Below are 13,850 nucleotides of genomic sequence, written 5' to 3'. Positions count from 1 at the left end.
AAAGTGACGGATGCTGCGAGTCACCGGCCGCTCCTGGCGCGCCAGGCGGCGAATTCCTCGAGATGGCGCGTCTGCGTTGCCGGATAGAGGCCGATGATCGACTGGCCAGCCAGCACGCGCTCGGTGACGAAATCCTCATAGGCGGTCATTTCCACAGCCTCCTCGGCAATCTCGTCGGCCAGTTCCGCGGGAATGACGATCACCGCTTCATCGTCGCCGACCATGATATCGCCCGGCCAGACCGCCACGTCGCCGCAACCAATCGGCACGTTGATGTCGAGCGCCTGGTGCAGCGTCAGGTTCGTCGGCGCCGAGGGCCGATTGTGATAAGCAGGGATCGACAGCCCGGCTATTTCGGGACTGTCGCGGAATCCGCCATCGGTGACGACACCTGCCACGCCGCGCACCATCAGCCGCGTGACGAGGATTGAGCCGGCGGAGGCGGCGCGCGGATTCTTGCGGCTGTCCATCACCAGCACGGCGCCCGGCGGGCAGCTTTCGACACAGGCGCGCTGCGGGTGTTCGGGATTGCGGAAAACCTCGAGCTTGTTCAGGTCTTCGCGCGCCGGAATGTAGCGCAGCGTATAGGCCGGCCCGACCATGTTGCGGCCTTTACGGGCGACCGGCTGAACATCCTGGATCGTCTGGTTGCGCAGGCCGCGCTTGAAGAGCGCCGTGCTGATGGTGGCGACGCTGACCCGCATGAGTTTGTCGCGCGTGCTGTCCGAAAGTGTCGTCATTCCTGCGTGTCCTCCTAGAAGATGTCCGGTTCTCCGGCTGCAGCGCCGAATTCGGGCAGCAGATAATCGAAATCGCAACCCTTGTCGGCCTGGCTGACATGGGAGGCGTACATCCAGCCGTAGCCGCGGCCGAAACGATCGGCCGGCTTCGTCCAGGCGGCGCGGCGCCGGATCAGCTCCTCCTCGTCGACCAGCATATCCAGCCGGCGGTTCGGAATATCGATCCTGACGATGTCGCCGTTGCGCAGCAGAGCGAGCGGGCCACCGACATGGGCTTCGGGCGCCACGTGCAGCACGCAGGCGCCATAGCTGGTGCCGCTCATGCGCGCATCCGACAGCCGCAGCATGTCGCGATGTCCCTGCTTCAGCAAAGCCTTGGGCATCGGCAGCATGCCCCATTCCGGCATGCCGGGGCCGCCGAGCGGTCCGGCATTGCGCAGCACCATCACATGATCAGGCGTCACATCAAGCGTCTCGTCCTCGACCGCCGCCTTCATGTCGGGGTAACTGTCGAAGACCAGAGCCGGACCTTGATGGACATGGAAGCGCGGGTCGCATGCCGCGGGTTTGATCACCGCGCCGTCGGGCGCCAGATTGCCCTTGAGCACGGCCAGCGAGCCCTCCGGATAGATCGGATTGGAAAGCGGCCGGATCACGTCGTCATTATAGATCTTGGCATCGGCCAGCGCTGTGCCCAACGTTTCGCCCGAGACCGTCAATGCGTCGAGATCGAGCCGCTCGCGGACCTGCGACATCAGCGCCAGAAGACCGCCGGCATAGTAGAAATCCTCCATCAGATAGGTCTTCCCGGACGGACGGACATTGGCGACCACCGGAGTAACACGGCCAAGCGCGTCAAGATCGTCAAGCGTCAGCGTGACCCCTCCCCTGCGCGCCATGGCGAGGAGATGGATGACGGCATTGGTCGAACAGCCGGTCGCCATCGCGACCGTCGCGGCATTGCGAATGGCCGCCGGGGTGACGATCCGGTCCGGCGTCAGATCTTCCCAGACCATCTCGACGATCCGCCGGCCAGTCTGGGCCGACATGCGGATATGATTGGCATCGGCTGCGGGAATCGAAGAGACCCCTGTCAGCGTCAGTCCCATCGCATCGGCAATCGCCGTCATCGTCGAGGCGGTGCCCATCGTCATGCAATGGCCGTAGGAGCGCGCGATGCCGGCTTCGATGCCCGCCCATTCTTTGTCCGATATCGTTCCCGCGCGCCGCTCATCCCAGTATTTCCAGGCGTCCGAACCGGAACCGAGCTGCTGGCCCGCATAATTGCCCCGCAGCATCGGCCCGGCCGGCAGGTAGATCATCGGCACGCCGGCGCTGAGCGCGCCCATAATGAGGCCCGGCGTGGTCTTGTCGCACCCTCCCATCAGCACCACGCCATCGACAGGGTGGGCGCGGATCTGCTCTTCGGTCTCCATCGCCAGGAGGTTGCGGTAGAGCATGGTCGTCGGCTTCATGAAGTTTTCCGACAGCGCCAGCGCCGGCATCTCCACCGGAAAGCCGCCGGCCTGCAGCACGCCGCGCTTCACGTCTTCGACGCGATGCTTGAAATGAGCGTGGCAGGGATTGAGGTCCGACCAGGTGGAGAAGATGCCGATCAGCGGCTTGCCGGTCCAGTCGCCGGCATCGTAGCCCATCTGCATCAGGCGCGAGCGATGGCCGAAGCCGCGCAGGTCCTCGGATGCGAACCAGCGGGCCGATCGCAATTCCCCCGGCGACTTAGCGATTTTCAACGACATGCCGATCTGCCTCCACAATTGACATAGCTTGAAGTGTACGAGGCCAGCAAGATACAGGCTCCCGGCTGAACGTCCACGGATGTCAAGAGAGTCGCTCAATCGCTTCGAAATCAGGCAAGGCGCCAAGCTGCTCGGCTTTGCCGAACTGTTCGTTGCCGTCAACCGTAGTCGGGCAAGGGGTCAAGCGTGCCCGACATAGAAGTATGTCGGTTTATCTGGCCTTGTCGGTCATGATCTCGGTCGGCTGAGGCTCGGTCCCTGCTCCAGCACGATCGCGAGCAGATTGAGGCTGTCGCGCGCAGAGTGCCGGGAATGGTAATGGCGTTGAGGCCGGTAAACCTGACATTAGGGAGGGACCGACCGACGTTTAGGCCTCACCGCAAAGCTGATTCAACGACAATCGCAGGTCGGAACCGCTCTGAATAGTTACTCCCATCGTGTGGAGCGATTTTTTGACTGGTTCAACCAGCTTCGCGTTTGCCTCCGCCAACATACCACCCGGTTGCCAAAGATTATTCTCGAAACCCACCCGAACGTGTCCACCGAGTAGCGCGCCTGCTGCCACACAAGCCGCCTCATGACGTCCGAAGGCACAGACGCTCCAATGGGCAAAGCGTGGCATCTCGGCCCCCAGAAACGGTAGCAGATCTCGCGGCTGAGACAACTGATTGACCGTATAGCGGCCGAGTACGAATAAAGTCGGTATGTCGTTCCATGGAACAAGTCCGCGTCGCATGATGTCGGCAAGACGGAGAGCATCTGCGCGGTCGTAAAGAATAATCTGGGGCAGGACCCGTTCCTTTTTCATCCATGACAAAAGGTTCGCAAACTCTAATTCATATGTTTCATCAGGAACAAGTTCGCGCAGAGCCAGAGACGCTGCTTCCGGTTTGACGGCCTTGACGATCGCTATCTGCTCCTGCGGTCGATACACTCCAAGCGCTTCGCTGGTGATCTGAACAATCATCCGATCGCCCACCTCAGCCTCTATGGCGGCGATGACGGCGTGATAGGCGTCGGCGTCAAGCAGATGCGAGCCATCGGGCTTGCGGACATGCACGTGTATCATGGCGGCGCCAGCCTCAAGGCATTCCGCCGCCGTTTGTGCCAACTCGGCCGGCGTCAGGGGTATGGCTGGATGAATCTTCGTACGGCGCCCTCCGTTCGGCGCGACGGCTATTGCAATCGAATTCAAAGCAGTTTCTGCATTCATCTTCATCAACTTGCCTAAATGTGATCCATATAGATCATTATATCACATGCTGAAACATACGTTGCAATTTAAATCGAACCCATGTAGGTAACGACCATGAACCAGGGACCTTTGGCAGGAGCGATCATCAAGGCGTTCGACGGCATGTCGGCCCAGCTACAAGCGGCCGCACGTTACGTGCTCGACCATCCAAGCGATGTCGCCCTGCTGTCCATGCGGGAACAAGCGCGCCAGGCTGGCGTACAGCCGGCAACCATGACGCGCTTTGCGAAACATCTTGGCCTGGCTGGCTATGACAATGTCCGGGATCTCTATGCCGAGGCGATGCGCGGTGCGGATGGTGGTTTTGCGGGCAAGGCCGGAGCCCAGGCCTTGAGCCAGAAGCTGAAGGGCGACCACGCTCTTGCGGCGGAAATGCTGAATTCGATCGGCGGGCAGATCGCCCGGCTTGCCGAGCCGCGATCCCTCGATCGGATCGTCAACGCCGCGTCGACATTGGCAAAGGCTCGCCGCGTCTACTGCCTGGGGCTGCGCGCCAGCCACTCTATCGCTTGGCATCTTTATTATATCCTGACGCTGATCGGCGAAAAATCGACCATGCTCGATGGCATCGCCGGGACAGGCGCGGATGCGATCGGCACGGCAACGGCGGAAGACGTTTTGCTCGTCGCAAGCGTTCTGCCTTACACCCGGGCAACAATCGAAATTGCCGAATACTCCCAAAGCCGCGGCATCAAGGTCGTCGCCATCACCGACAGCGAAGTCGCGCCGCTCGCACAATTCGCAACGGCGACCATTCTGGTCTCGACTGAGGGTCCATCTTTCTTTCATACCATGTCACCAGCCTTCGCCGTTGCCGAGGTCTTGGGCGCGCTGCTCGCGGGCCAGGGGGGAGAAGAGGCCGTCCAGGCACTCCGCCGTTTCGACGAGCAGCTGGCCGCATTCAACATCCACCTAAAGCCAAGAAACATGAAGAGATCGCCATGACGCACCTTCTCCACCGGGCTATTCACGCGCAGCTCCCCGTCGCCGTCGCCGGCAAGGGTATCGAACTCTTCGACGCCGATGGAAAAGCCTATATCGACGCGTCCGGAGGCGCTGCCGTATCCTGCCTCGGGCACGGACATCCCGATGTGATCAAGGCGCTGCACGAGCAGCTGGACAAAATGGCCTATGCACATACCGGCTTCTTCACCACCGAAGTAGCGGAGAAACTTGCGGATCGGCTTGTTGCAGATGCGCCCGCCGGGCTCGATCACGTCTATCTCGTCAGTGGTGGCTCGGAAGCCGTCGAAGCAGCGCTGAAGATGGCACGGCAATATTTCGTGGAAAAAGGCGAGACACAGCGACGTCACGTCATCGCACGCCGTCAGAGTTATCACGGCAACACCCTGGGCGCGCTTGCCACCGGCGGCAACGAATGGCGCCGGTCACAATTCAAACCGCTGCTGATCGAGACGCATCATATCGACCCCTGCTACGCCTATCGCTTCCAGAGAGAAGGGGAGAGCGACGAAACATACGCAGTCCGCGCCGCACAACAGCTCGAAGACAAGATTCTGGAGCTGGGCGGCGACCAGGTTATCGCGTTCGTCGCCGAAACGGTCGTCGGCGCCACAATCGGCGCCGTTCCGCCGGTCCCCGACTATTTCAAGCGCATCCGGACGATCTGCGACAAATATGGCGTTCTGCTGATCCTTGACGAGGTGATGTGCGGGATGGGTCGCACCGGCACATTGCACGCCTGCGAGCAGGATGGCATCGCACCGGACCTGATGACGATCGCCAAGGGGCTCGGAGGCGGATATCAGCCGGTCGGCGCGGTGCTCTTATCCGGCGCGATCTTCGAGGCCTTCGCCGGCGGCTCCGGCTTCTTCCAGCATGGACACACCTATATGGGCCATCCGATGGCGGCGGCCGCCGGCCTTGCCGTGCAGGAGATCCTGAAGCGCGATGGCTTGCTCGCGAACGTCATCGAAATGGGCAGCCATCTTGAAACGAGGCTAAGCGAGCGTTTTGGCAACCACCATCATGTTGGTGACATCCGGGGGCGTGGCCTGTTCCGGGGTATCGAGCTCGTCAGCGACCGGGCCACAAAGACACCCTTCGATCCGGCGCTGAAACTGAACGCGCGCATCAAGAAGGAAGCCATGGCTCGCGGGCTGATGGTCTATCCGATGGGTGGAACGATCGACGGGAAGACGGGCGATCACGTCCTGATGGCGCCGCCTTTCATCGTGAACCGGCAGGATGTCGATACCATCGTCGAACGTCTTGGCGATGCCGTTGATGCGTCCCTCGCGTCCATCCGGTGAGGTGACGCGCTAAAAAGCGCGCGCCCAAGTCATCCAGAGAGACTAAAACAGCCATGATGAACATCTTCAGGGCCTCGCGGCCTCATGCCTTCTGCTGACTTGCACGATCCCAGCAGCCGGCGCTGCAGATGTTGGCCCCGGCGCTTCAAAGAGCAAGGATACCGCGATAATCACGATCGGGCTCGAAGGTCATCGCCCTTCAAGCGAGCTTTGTAACAATTTGTGATCTATTTGTTTCCTGATTAAATTTTATGATCTAAGTGGATCATATTTTGATCGAGTTGGATATTTTCCAGGCGCAGCCAGCAAGCGGCGATTTTGCATCAGTATTTCCGCATTACGCTAACCAATTGAAATATCAGATAATCAGCGCGATCGACAGCCTGCCGACCCTCAATTTGCGGTTTTCCTCACTGCGAACGGCATCTCGCTACTGGCTACCCATACATACCCGTCAGCGTATTTGCGCAAATTTCGAATGCGACAACACGATAAAAGCATTCTATATTTGCAATTGTTGACCAAAGGCAAAGGCCGCATGCTTTTTGCCCAAAAAGGGGAACTCACATGAAACTGAGATTTGCATACCTGCTTGGAGCCGCCGTCGCGGCGACAATCGCGCTCTCGCTTCCGGCACAGGCCGCCGATCTGATCGTGGCCACCGATACGGCATTCGTGCCGTTCGAATTCAAGGAAGGCGACAAGTATGTCGGCTTCGATATCGACCTCTGGGATGCCGTCGCCAAGGACATAGGCGTCACTTACACGTTGCAGCCGATGGACTTTAACGGCATCATCCCCGCCCTTCAAACCAAGCAGGTCGATGTCGGCCTCGCCGGCATCACAATCAAGGACGAGCGCAAGAAGGTCATCGATTTCTCGGACGGCTATTATGACAGCGGCTTCCTATTGATGGTTCCGACGGACAGCACCATCCAGGGGCCGGAGGATCTCAAGGGCAAGACGCTCGCCGTCAAGACGGGAACATCAGCAACCGACTACGCCAAGGAAAACTTCAAGGGTACGGAGCTTCGCCTATTCCCCAATAGCGACAATGCCTATCTGGAAGTCGCGACCGGTCGCGCCGACGCCGCGATGCACGACACGCCGAACGTGCTCTATTACATCAAGACCAACGGTCAGGGTAAAGTGAAGACCGTCGGTTCCCAGATGATGGCACAGCAGTACGGCATGGCCTTTCCCAAGGGAAGCGAGCTTGTCGCCAAGGTAAACGTCTCGCTGGCCAAGTTGAAGGCCAACGGCACCTACAGCGCCATTTACAAGAAATGGTTCGGCACCGAACCACCGAAGAGCTGATCTCCAAACGAGTTTACCAGCGCCGGCCCTGCCGGCGCTCCTTTCCCGCTTGGAGATGCTTCACATGGAATTCGATTGGTCTGTCGTTTGGCAAGCACTGCCGGAACTGTTCAGGGGCGCACAACTCACGGTCATGATCGCGCTCGCCGGGCTTGTCGGCGGCCTCGTTATCGGCCTTGTTGCCGGCCTGATGCGCGCCTATGGCAATATCGTCGTGAATGGCATCGCATTGATATATGTCGAACTCATCCGTGGCACGCCGATCGTCGTGCAGGTGATGTTCATCTACTTCGCACTACCGCTGATCGCCGACATCAGGATCAATCCGATGACGGCGGCGATCACTTCGATCATCGTCAACGCGAGCGCCTACATCGCCGAAATCGTCCGGGGATCGTTCCTGTCCATTCACAAGGGGTTGAGGGAAGCAGGCCTCGCGCTGGGTCTGCCCCTCTGGAAGGTGCTGTTCTACGTTGTCGGGCCACTGGCCTTCCGGCGCATGATCCCGGCGCTCGGAAATCAGTTCATCGTCAGTTTGAAGGACACATCCCTGTTCATCGTCATCGGCGTCGGCGAACTGACCCGCCAAGGTCAGGAAATCATGGCGGCGAACTTTCGCGCCGTCGAGATCTGGTCGGCCGTTGCCGTGTTCTATCTGATTATGACCGGAGCGCTGACCCTCCTCCTGCGCGTAACCGAGAAGAGGATGCGAATCCTATGAGCCTCGTCGAATTTAAAAAAGTCACCAAGAATTTTGGGCCGGTTTCAGTCTTGAAAGATGTCGACCTCGAGATTGGCAAGGGCGAAGTCGTCGTGCTGATCGGCCCGTCAGGATCGGGAAAATCCACCCTGCTGCGCTGTATAAACGCGCTTGAGGAGATCAGCGGCGGCGATCTAATCGTCGATGGAATAAGCGTCCGGGAAAGCCGTTCTAAGGTCCGGCTGATCCGGCAGGAAGCCGGGATGGTGTTTCAGCAGTTCAATCTGTTCCCGCAGATGACCGCGCTTGAGAATGTTGCGTTCGGTCCACGCAGGGTTCGCAAACTCGGCAAGGCAGAGGCAACCGAGCAGGCATCGGCCCTGCTTGCGAAGGTCGGACTTGCCGATCGCGGCCATCACTATCCATCGGAGTTATCCGGCGGCCAGCAGCAACGTGTCGCCATTGCGCGTGCCCTGGCGGTGAAACCGAAGTTGATGCTGTTCGACGAGCCCACCTCGGCGCTCGATCCGGAGCTGCGCCATGAAGTGCTGCGCGTCATGCAATCGCTGGCCGAAGAGGGCATGACGATGATCGTGGTGACACACGAAATCGGTTTCGCCCGCCAAGTCGGAACAAGGCTGATCTTCATGGAAAACGGCGACATCGCCGTCGACGGTGATCCGGCCCTTCTTCTCGACAACCCCGAAAACCCACGTCTCCGCGAGTTCCTGCAGCATGTCCACTGATACCGCCCATCGCCTTGCCAGCCTGACCCTGAGGGGTAGCCACTACGACATCGGTCAAGGTCTCGGGCGCCAGGGCGCTGCCCTCGTTCACGCTCATCTCGTCAAGACCTATGCCTGGGCAACGGTGATGGCATTCAAGCACGACGACCGGGTACGGATGGCAAGATCGCTGGTCGAACAGCACTATCCGCACTATTGGCAGGAGCTCTCCGGCCTGGCGGACGGACTGGGGCTGCCCTTCGACGACGTCCTTGCGTGGAACTGTAGAGGCGACCTCTGGGCAATGGCGCCGGATGGCTGCACCACCGTTCAGATGCCGGGCCGGTTCCCGGTCGTCGCCCATAATGAGGACGGTGATCCAGGCTTGCGACCGGGATGCGCACTGGCAACCATCGTCCCGGAACAAGGCCAGCCGTTCACGGCATTCGTCTATCCGGGCTCCATACCCGGACATACATTCGCGATCAATGGCAGCGGCCTCGTGCTGACCGTGAACAACATCCGCTCAAAACTTGGCGGAGACGGGTTGCCGCGCATGGTGCTGACCCGCGCGATCCTCGACTGCCCGACGATCGATGCTGCGCTGACTTTGCTTTCCGGTGCGCCCCGCTCCGGTGCGTTTCACCTGACGCTGGCGCAGGCAGGGCAATCCCGACTGGCCAGTGTCGAATTCACCCACAGGAATTGTTCGATCGCGGACATCACCAGCCCATCCATCCACGCGAACCATCTTGTGCATGCGGAGATGGCATCCGAGCCGCAAATCATAACAGGGTCGTCGAACTCACGTCAGGATCGCGGACAGGATATGCTCAACGCAAGCGATGAATCATTGGACCCACTGTCCATCCTTTGGGATCGAAAACGTCACGCGCTTCCGATCTATCGCTCCCAGCCCGACGATCCCGACAACGAGAACACGCTGGCGACCGCCGTGTTCAAGATCGGCAAGGACAGCATCGATTGGGCCGTTTATGATGGAGCGGGATCGGTGGCTCGTTTTGAGAATATGGGCCTAAAGATCGCGACAATGTGACATCGAGGCGGGGCATGACCGTGACGGATGAGGCTGCCGGATTTGCGAAGCCGGCGACAATTGAGGAGCTTCGGAACCTCACCGTGAGGATCAATCGTGAGAATGCCAATATCTCGCTCGGCAACAAGGCGCTCGATGTGCTGGCGAAGCTGGTGGACACGCCAGAGCAAACCGCGGTTCGCACCATATCCGAATTGGCCGACGCTCTCGGGGTGAATGCTTCGACATTGACACGGCTTTCGCAAAAGCTCGGTTTTGCCGGATTCAGCGATTTCCAGAGTGTTTTCCGCCAGGCGTTTTCCTCTGACGACAGGTACTTTTACAGCCGCCAGGCGGGTCGTCTGCTTTCCACGAAGGAAGACAGCGAGGAGGAATTGCATATCTTTGACCGACTTGGCCTGGAGACCAAGAACAACATCGACGGCTTTCTGGCTCAGATCGAGCCGAATTCGCTGCTTGAAGCCGCCGGTTTGCTTGCAAACGCCCGCCGCGTCAGGATCCATGGCGTCCGCCAATTCCATGCCTTCGCAAGCTTTCTGACCTATGGACTGGGGATGCTGCGCAGCGATGTCTCGCTGCTGGATGCGCCTCGTCTTGGCGTCGCCGAGGCCTTGGCCCAACTGGAGAAAGGCGATGTCGTCGTCGTTGCGAGCTGCGCGCCATACACACGCAGCGTCGCAAATGTGGCCGAAATCGCGGCGAAGCTCGGCCTCATCGTCATAGCGGTGACGGACACGCGCGCCTCCCCTCTCGTCGGCCCCTCGCGGCACGCATTTTTCGTGCCCCATGCGAGCAGCTTTTTCAGCAACAGCATGGGCGCCTATATCGTGTTCTGCGAAGGCTTGCTTAATCTTGTGGCCCGCGAACTTGGGGAGCGGGCCATTCAAGCTTTAGCCAAGCGCGAGGAGCTCATTTCCACAATGCGAATTGAAACTTGAACTTAGTCACTCACACCGCGTCGGGCCGAAGAAGCAGCCTCGCCGAAGTGGCCCTTATGTAGGCTCGTTGTTCCGTTGCTACTCAAGGACCTAACCGGAGCGGCTAAGGCGTGGCGCCGTCTGCGGAGAACGGTTCGGTCGGTCCCCTCGCCGGCGCGGTGAACCAGCGCGGTCCCTCGGCTGTCATGTAGATATGGTCTTCCAGTCGGATCCCGAATTTCTCCGGAAAGACGATCATCGGTTCGTTGGAAAAACACATGCCGGCCGCAAGCGGGGTGTCGTTGCCGCGAACGATATAAGGCTCCTCGTGGATCTCGAGCCCGAGGCCATGACCGGCGCGATGCGGCAGCCCCGGCAGGCGATAGTCGGGGCCGAGCGAATGCTTGGCGAGCGCCTTGCGGGCCGCATCGTCGAGGCTCGAGCAGGCAGCGCCGATCCGGGCAGCGTCGAAGACGGCCTGCTGCGCCTCGCGCTCGATCCACCAGGCGCGCTCGAAGTCGCTGTTGCCGCCGCCGAGCATATAGGTTCTGGTGATATCGGAATGATAACCGTCGATCCGGCAGCCGGTGTCAACGAGAATGACGTCGTCGTCGCCGAGGGTCTGATCGCCGTCGGCGCCATGCGGCAGCGAGGTCGCTAGCCCGAAGGAGACGATTGCGAATGTCGAGCCGTCGTCGGCGCCGGCCTGGCGATGCTGCCGATCGATGAAATCGACCACCTCGGATGAGGTGATGCCCGGCTTCAACAGCGAATGCACCTGCCTGTGCACATTGAGCGTCAGGTTCATCGCATATTGAATCAGCGCAATCTCCGCGGCGGATTTGATGCGGCGCAGGCCGCGGATCAGCCGGCCGCCATCGGCGAGCCTGTCGGCGCCCATCGCCGCTGCCAGGGCGTGATAAAAGAAGAACGGCAAACCATCGTCGAGCGCGAGCCTGCCGCCTCGGCCGACAAGCCGGGAGATGAGGGCAGCACTGCTCTCCTCCTCTTCCCAGACCAGAATTTCCCCCGGCAGATGCGGCAGGGTTTCGACGCGGCTGCGCTCGAAGCCGGGAACGATATAGGAAACGGCCGTCGGCGTGACGAGCGCGCCGAGGAACCTTTCGCTCGCATGCCAGACGAGCCCCGTGAAGTAGCGCAAGCTTTCGGTCGGCCCGAGAAGCACGCCGGCCAGTCCTTCTGCGTCGATCGCTTCTCGAAGCCTGGTGAGGCGAACTTGCCGTTCGTCTTCAGTGATGCGGGGTACGGGGTGGTGCCACCACATGTCGTTTTCCTGTTCTTGCCGTTTCTGTTGTCCGCGCCGCGACCGGTGCTTTAGGACAGGCCGATCGCCACCGGCCGATCAAGGTCGCGGGCGAGATAGTCCTGGATCTGGCGGACGATCTGGCCGGCGTGGGCGATTGCCAGCCGATCGGCGCGCTCGGCGTCGCCGGCCTCGATGGCAGCGATGATTTCCTCGTGTTCATCGACATATTGTCGGGGCAGCCGGTCGTCGAAGGTCGAATAATAAAGGCGAAGTATGCGCCGGCCTTCGTCGAGCAGTTTTGCGAAAAAGGCCGTGTAATAGGTATTGCCGGCAAGCTCGGCGATCGCCACGTGGAATTCACGGTTGGCCTCGATCATCGCATAGGCGTCGCGCTTAGCAACCGCGCCGGCGAAGTCCTTCTGGTGCCGGCGGATGGTTTCCATGATCACGTCGTTCCGCCGCCCGGCGGCCCCGCGCGTCGTCACCCGGTACATCAGCGTCAGCGCTTCGAAATAGGTGGGCAGGTTGGCGAAATCGATCGGCGCAACGATCGTGTTCCGGTTCGGCAGCGTCGTGGCCAGCCCGTCGGCGGCAAGGCGCAACAGCGCTTCGCGAATAGGTGTCCTCGACATTCCGAAACGTTCCGACAGCCGCACCTCATCGAGCGGGCTGCCGGGTTCCAGCGCCATCGACAGGATCTCCCGGCGCAGCGCGGCATAGATGCTCTGCGTGCCGGAACCGCGCACCCGCACATTTTCCACGTCGTTCTGCATGCGTCCCTCCCCTTGATGTGAGCCTTGTAATGCGTTTTGGCCGATTTCGGCAACGCCCCACGAATTTACAAATCATGGCGATTGTGTCTTGTCGACAGTTTGTATATAACAAATCGACTTTAACGGAGTTTCGATCGATGACAACAGGATGGAAGGGCGTATTTCCCGCCGTAACGACGCAGTTCAACGAAGATCTTTCCGTGGATCTTTCCGCAACCCAGCGTGTTCAGGACGCGCTCGTCAACGACGGCGTCAATGGGCTGATCGTCATGGGCACATGTGGTGAGAACAACTCGCTCGATCCCGATGAGAAGCGTACGATCCTCAAAGCCGCCGTCGAGGTCGTCAACGGCCGCGTCCCCGTCGTGACGGGCGTCTCCGAATTCGATACGCGCCGTGCCGTGGCCTATGCCCGCGACGCCGAAAAACTCGGCGCCGACGGGCTGATGCTGCTGCCGGCCATGGTTTATGTGCCGAAGCCCGAAGAGCTGATCGCGCATTTCCGCACCGTCGCCGAAGCGACCTCGCTGCCGATCATGCTCTACAACAATCCGCCGGCCTACCGCGTCAACATCGGCGCCGATGTGCTGAAGGTGCTTGCCGATGTGCCCAATATCAAGGCGGTCAAGGAAAGCGCGCCGGATCCGCGCCGCTTCACCGATCTCATCAACGAATTCGGCGACCGTTTCGATATCTTCGCCGGCCTCGACGACGTCGCGCTCGAAGGACTGATGCTCGGCGCCAAGGGCTGGGTCTCGGGGCTGACCAGCGCCTTCCCGGAGGAATCCGTGCAGCTCGTTGCCGCCGCCGAACGCGGTGATTGGGAAGAGGCCCGCAGGATCTACCGCTGGTTCATGCCGCTTCTGCATCTCGATGCCGAGCATGACCTCGTGCAGTCGATCAAGCTCGCCGAGCAGATCATGGGCCGCGGCTCGGAACGCGTACGCATGCCGCGCCTGCCGCTATCCGGCGCCCGCCGGGCGGAGGTTACCGCCATGGTCAAGAAGGCCGCCGCCACGCGTCCTTCGAAGTTCGGCAAGGCCGCCTGAGATTACGAGGCCGGCAGCGC

13 protein-coding genes are annotated in these 13,850 nt (G+C 60.5%); 8 read left to right on the top strand and 5 right to left on the bottom strand.

All coding sequences use genetic code 11. The annotated features are described in order from the left end of the window. Positions 1-20: 20 nt before the first annotated feature. From NXC14_RS25700 to NXC14_RS25690, 3 genes are all read right to left on the bottom strand, one after another. A complete protein-coding gene (locus tag NXC14_RS25700) occupies positions 21-740 on the bottom strand; it encodes a ribonuclease activity regulator RraA (RefSeq protein WP_085780850.1) in 720 nt (239 codons plus the stop codon). A gap of 14 nt (positions 741-754) precedes the next feature. Continuing rightward, positions 755-2,497, bottom strand: coding sequence for an L-arabinonate dehydratase (araD, locus tag NXC14_RS25695; RefSeq protein WP_085780849.1), 1,743 nt, complete (start codon positions 2,495-2,497; stop codon positions 755-757). Positions 2,498-2,864: 367 nt separating this feature from the next. Next, on the bottom strand, positions 2,865-3,710 hold the full coding sequence (locus tag NXC14_RS25690) for a 3-keto-5-aminohexanoate cleavage protein (protein ID WP_085781262.1): 846 nt from the start codon (positions 3,708-3,710) through the stop codon (positions 2,865-2,867). A gap of 96 nt (positions 3,711-3,806) precedes the next feature. On the opposite strand from NXC14_RS25690, the gene NXC14_RS25685 reads away from it, so the two are divergent. From NXC14_RS25685 to NXC14_RS25655, 7 genes are all read left to right on the top strand, one after another. Next, entirely contained in the window at positions 3,807-4,697 is an 891-nt protein-coding gene (locus NXC14_RS25685) for a MurR/RpiR family transcriptional regulator (RefSeq protein ID WP_085780848.1), read from the top strand. After that, a complete protein-coding gene (locus NXC14_RS25680) occupies positions 4,694-6,025 on the top strand; it encodes an aspartate aminotransferase family protein (RefSeq protein WP_085780847.1) in 1,332 nt (443 codons plus the stop codon). Before NXC14_RS25685 ends, NXC14_RS25680 begins: the two co-directional genes overlap by 4 nt. Before the next feature lie 567 nt (positions 6,026-6,592). Next, positions 6,593-7,342 (top strand): glutamine ABC transporter substrate-binding protein GlnH, encoded by a 750-nt coding sequence (gene glnH, locus NXC14_RS25675; protein ID WP_085780846.1) that lies wholly within the window; start codon positions 6,593-6,595, stop codon positions 7,340-7,342. Positions 7,343-7,406: 64 nt separating this feature from the next. Further along, the gene (gene glnP, locus NXC14_RS25670; RefSeq protein ID WP_085780845.1) at positions 7,407-8,063 is read left to right on the top strand and encodes a glutamine ABC transporter permease GlnP; all 657 of its coding nucleotides are present in this window, start codon (positions 7,407-7,409) and stop codon (positions 8,061-8,063) included. Further along, the gene (gene glnQ, locus NXC14_RS25665) at positions 8,060-8,788 is read left to right on the top strand and encodes a glutamine ABC transporter ATP-binding protein GlnQ (protein WP_085780844.1); all 729 of its coding nucleotides are present in this window, start codon (positions 8,060-8,062) and stop codon (positions 8,786-8,788) included. The genes glnP and glnQ overlap by 4 nt, the downstream gene beginning before the upstream one ends. Then, entirely contained in the window at positions 8,778-9,824 is a 1,047-nt protein-coding gene (locus NXC14_RS25660) for a C45 family peptidase (RefSeq protein ID WP_085780843.1), read from the top strand. Before glnQ ends, NXC14_RS25660 begins: the two co-directional genes overlap by 11 nt. Before the next feature lie 14 nt (positions 9,825-9,838). Beyond that, positions 9,839-10,762, top strand: coding sequence for a MurR/RpiR family transcriptional regulator (locus NXC14_RS25655; protein ID WP_085780842.1), 924 nt, complete (start codon positions 9,839-9,841; stop codon positions 10,760-10,762). Between the two features lie 103 nt (positions 10,763-10,865). Here NXC14_RS25655 and NXC14_RS25650 read toward each other — a convergent pair whose 3' ends face one another. Continuing rightward, positions 10,866-12,026: a Xaa-Pro peptidase family protein gene (locus tag NXC14_RS25650; RefSeq protein WP_085780841.1), complete on the bottom strand. Its 1,161-nt coding sequence runs from the start codon at positions 12,024-12,026 to the stop codon at positions 10,866-10,868. Positions 12,027-12,076: 50 nt separating this feature from the next. After that, entirely contained in the window at positions 12,077-12,781 is a 705-nt protein-coding gene (locus NXC14_RS25645; RefSeq protein WP_085780840.1) for a GntR family transcriptional regulator, read from the bottom strand. A 137-nt stretch (positions 12,782-12,918) separates the two neighbouring features. Between NXC14_RS25645 and NXC14_RS25640 the strand changes: the two genes are divergently transcribed. Then, on the top strand, positions 12,919-13,830 hold the full coding sequence (locus NXC14_RS25640) for a dihydrodipicolinate synthase family protein (protein ID WP_085780839.1): 912 nt from the start codon (positions 12,919-12,921) through the stop codon (positions 13,828-13,830). Positions 13,831-13,850 lie beyond the last annotated feature (20 nt).

It is taken from the genome of Rhizobium sp. NXC14, from assembly GCF_002117485.1.
GTDB lineage: Bacteria > Pseudomonadota > Alphaproteobacteria > Rhizobiales > Rhizobiaceae > Rhizobium.
The sequence above is the reverse complement of the archived record's forward strand: the minus strand, read 5'-3'. Positions and strand labels throughout refer to the sequence as shown.

Bases quoted from the DNA above. Each gene is read 5' to 3' on its own strand.
- NXC14_RS25700 (WP_085780850.1), bottom strand. From the start codon at position 740: ATGACGACACTTTCGGACAGCACGCGCGACAAACTCATGCGGGTCAGC.
- araD (WP_085780849.1), bottom strand. From the start codon at position 2,497: ATGTCGTTGAAAATCGCTAAGTCGCCGGGGGAATTGCGATCGGCCCGC.
- NXC14_RS25690 (WP_085781262.1), bottom strand. From the start codon at position 3,710: ATGAATGCAGAAACTGCTTTGAATTCGATTGCAATAGCCGTCGCGCCG.
- NXC14_RS25685 (WP_085780848.1), top strand. From the start codon at position 3,807: ATGAACCAGGGACCTTTGGCAGGAGCGATCATCAAGGCGTTCGACGGC.
- NXC14_RS25680 (WP_085780847.1), top strand. From the start codon at position 4,694: ATGACGCACCTTCTCCACCGGGCTATTCACGCGCAGCTCCCCGTCGCC.
- glnH (WP_085780846.1), top strand. From the start codon at position 6,593: ATGAAACTGAGATTTGCATACCTGCTTGGAGCCGCCGTCGCGGCGACA.
- glnP (WP_085780845.1), top strand. From the start codon at position 7,407: ATGGAATTCGATTGGTCTGTCGTTTGGCAAGCACTGCCGGAACTGTTC.
- glnQ (WP_085780844.1), top strand. From the start codon at position 8,060: ATGAGCCTCGTCGAATTTAAAAAAGTCACCAAGAATTTTGGGCCGGTT.
- NXC14_RS25660 (WP_085780843.1), top strand. From the start codon at position 8,778: ATGTCCACTGATACCGCCCATCGCCTTGCCAGCCTGACCCTGAGGGGT.
- NXC14_RS25655 (WP_085780842.1), top strand. From the start codon at position 9,839: ATGACCGTGACGGATGAGGCTGCCGGATTTGCGAAGCCGGCGACAATT.
- NXC14_RS25650 (WP_085780841.1), bottom strand. From the start codon at position 12,026: ATGTGGTGGCACCACCCCGTACCCCGCATCACTGAAGACGAACGGCAA.
- NXC14_RS25645 (WP_085780840.1), bottom strand. From the start codon at position 12,781: ATGCAGAACGACGTGGAAAATGTGCGGGTGCGCGGTTCCGGCACGCAG.
- NXC14_RS25640 (WP_085780839.1), top strand. From the start codon at position 12,919: ATGACAACAGGATGGAAGGGCGTATTTCCCGCCGTAACGACGCAGTTC.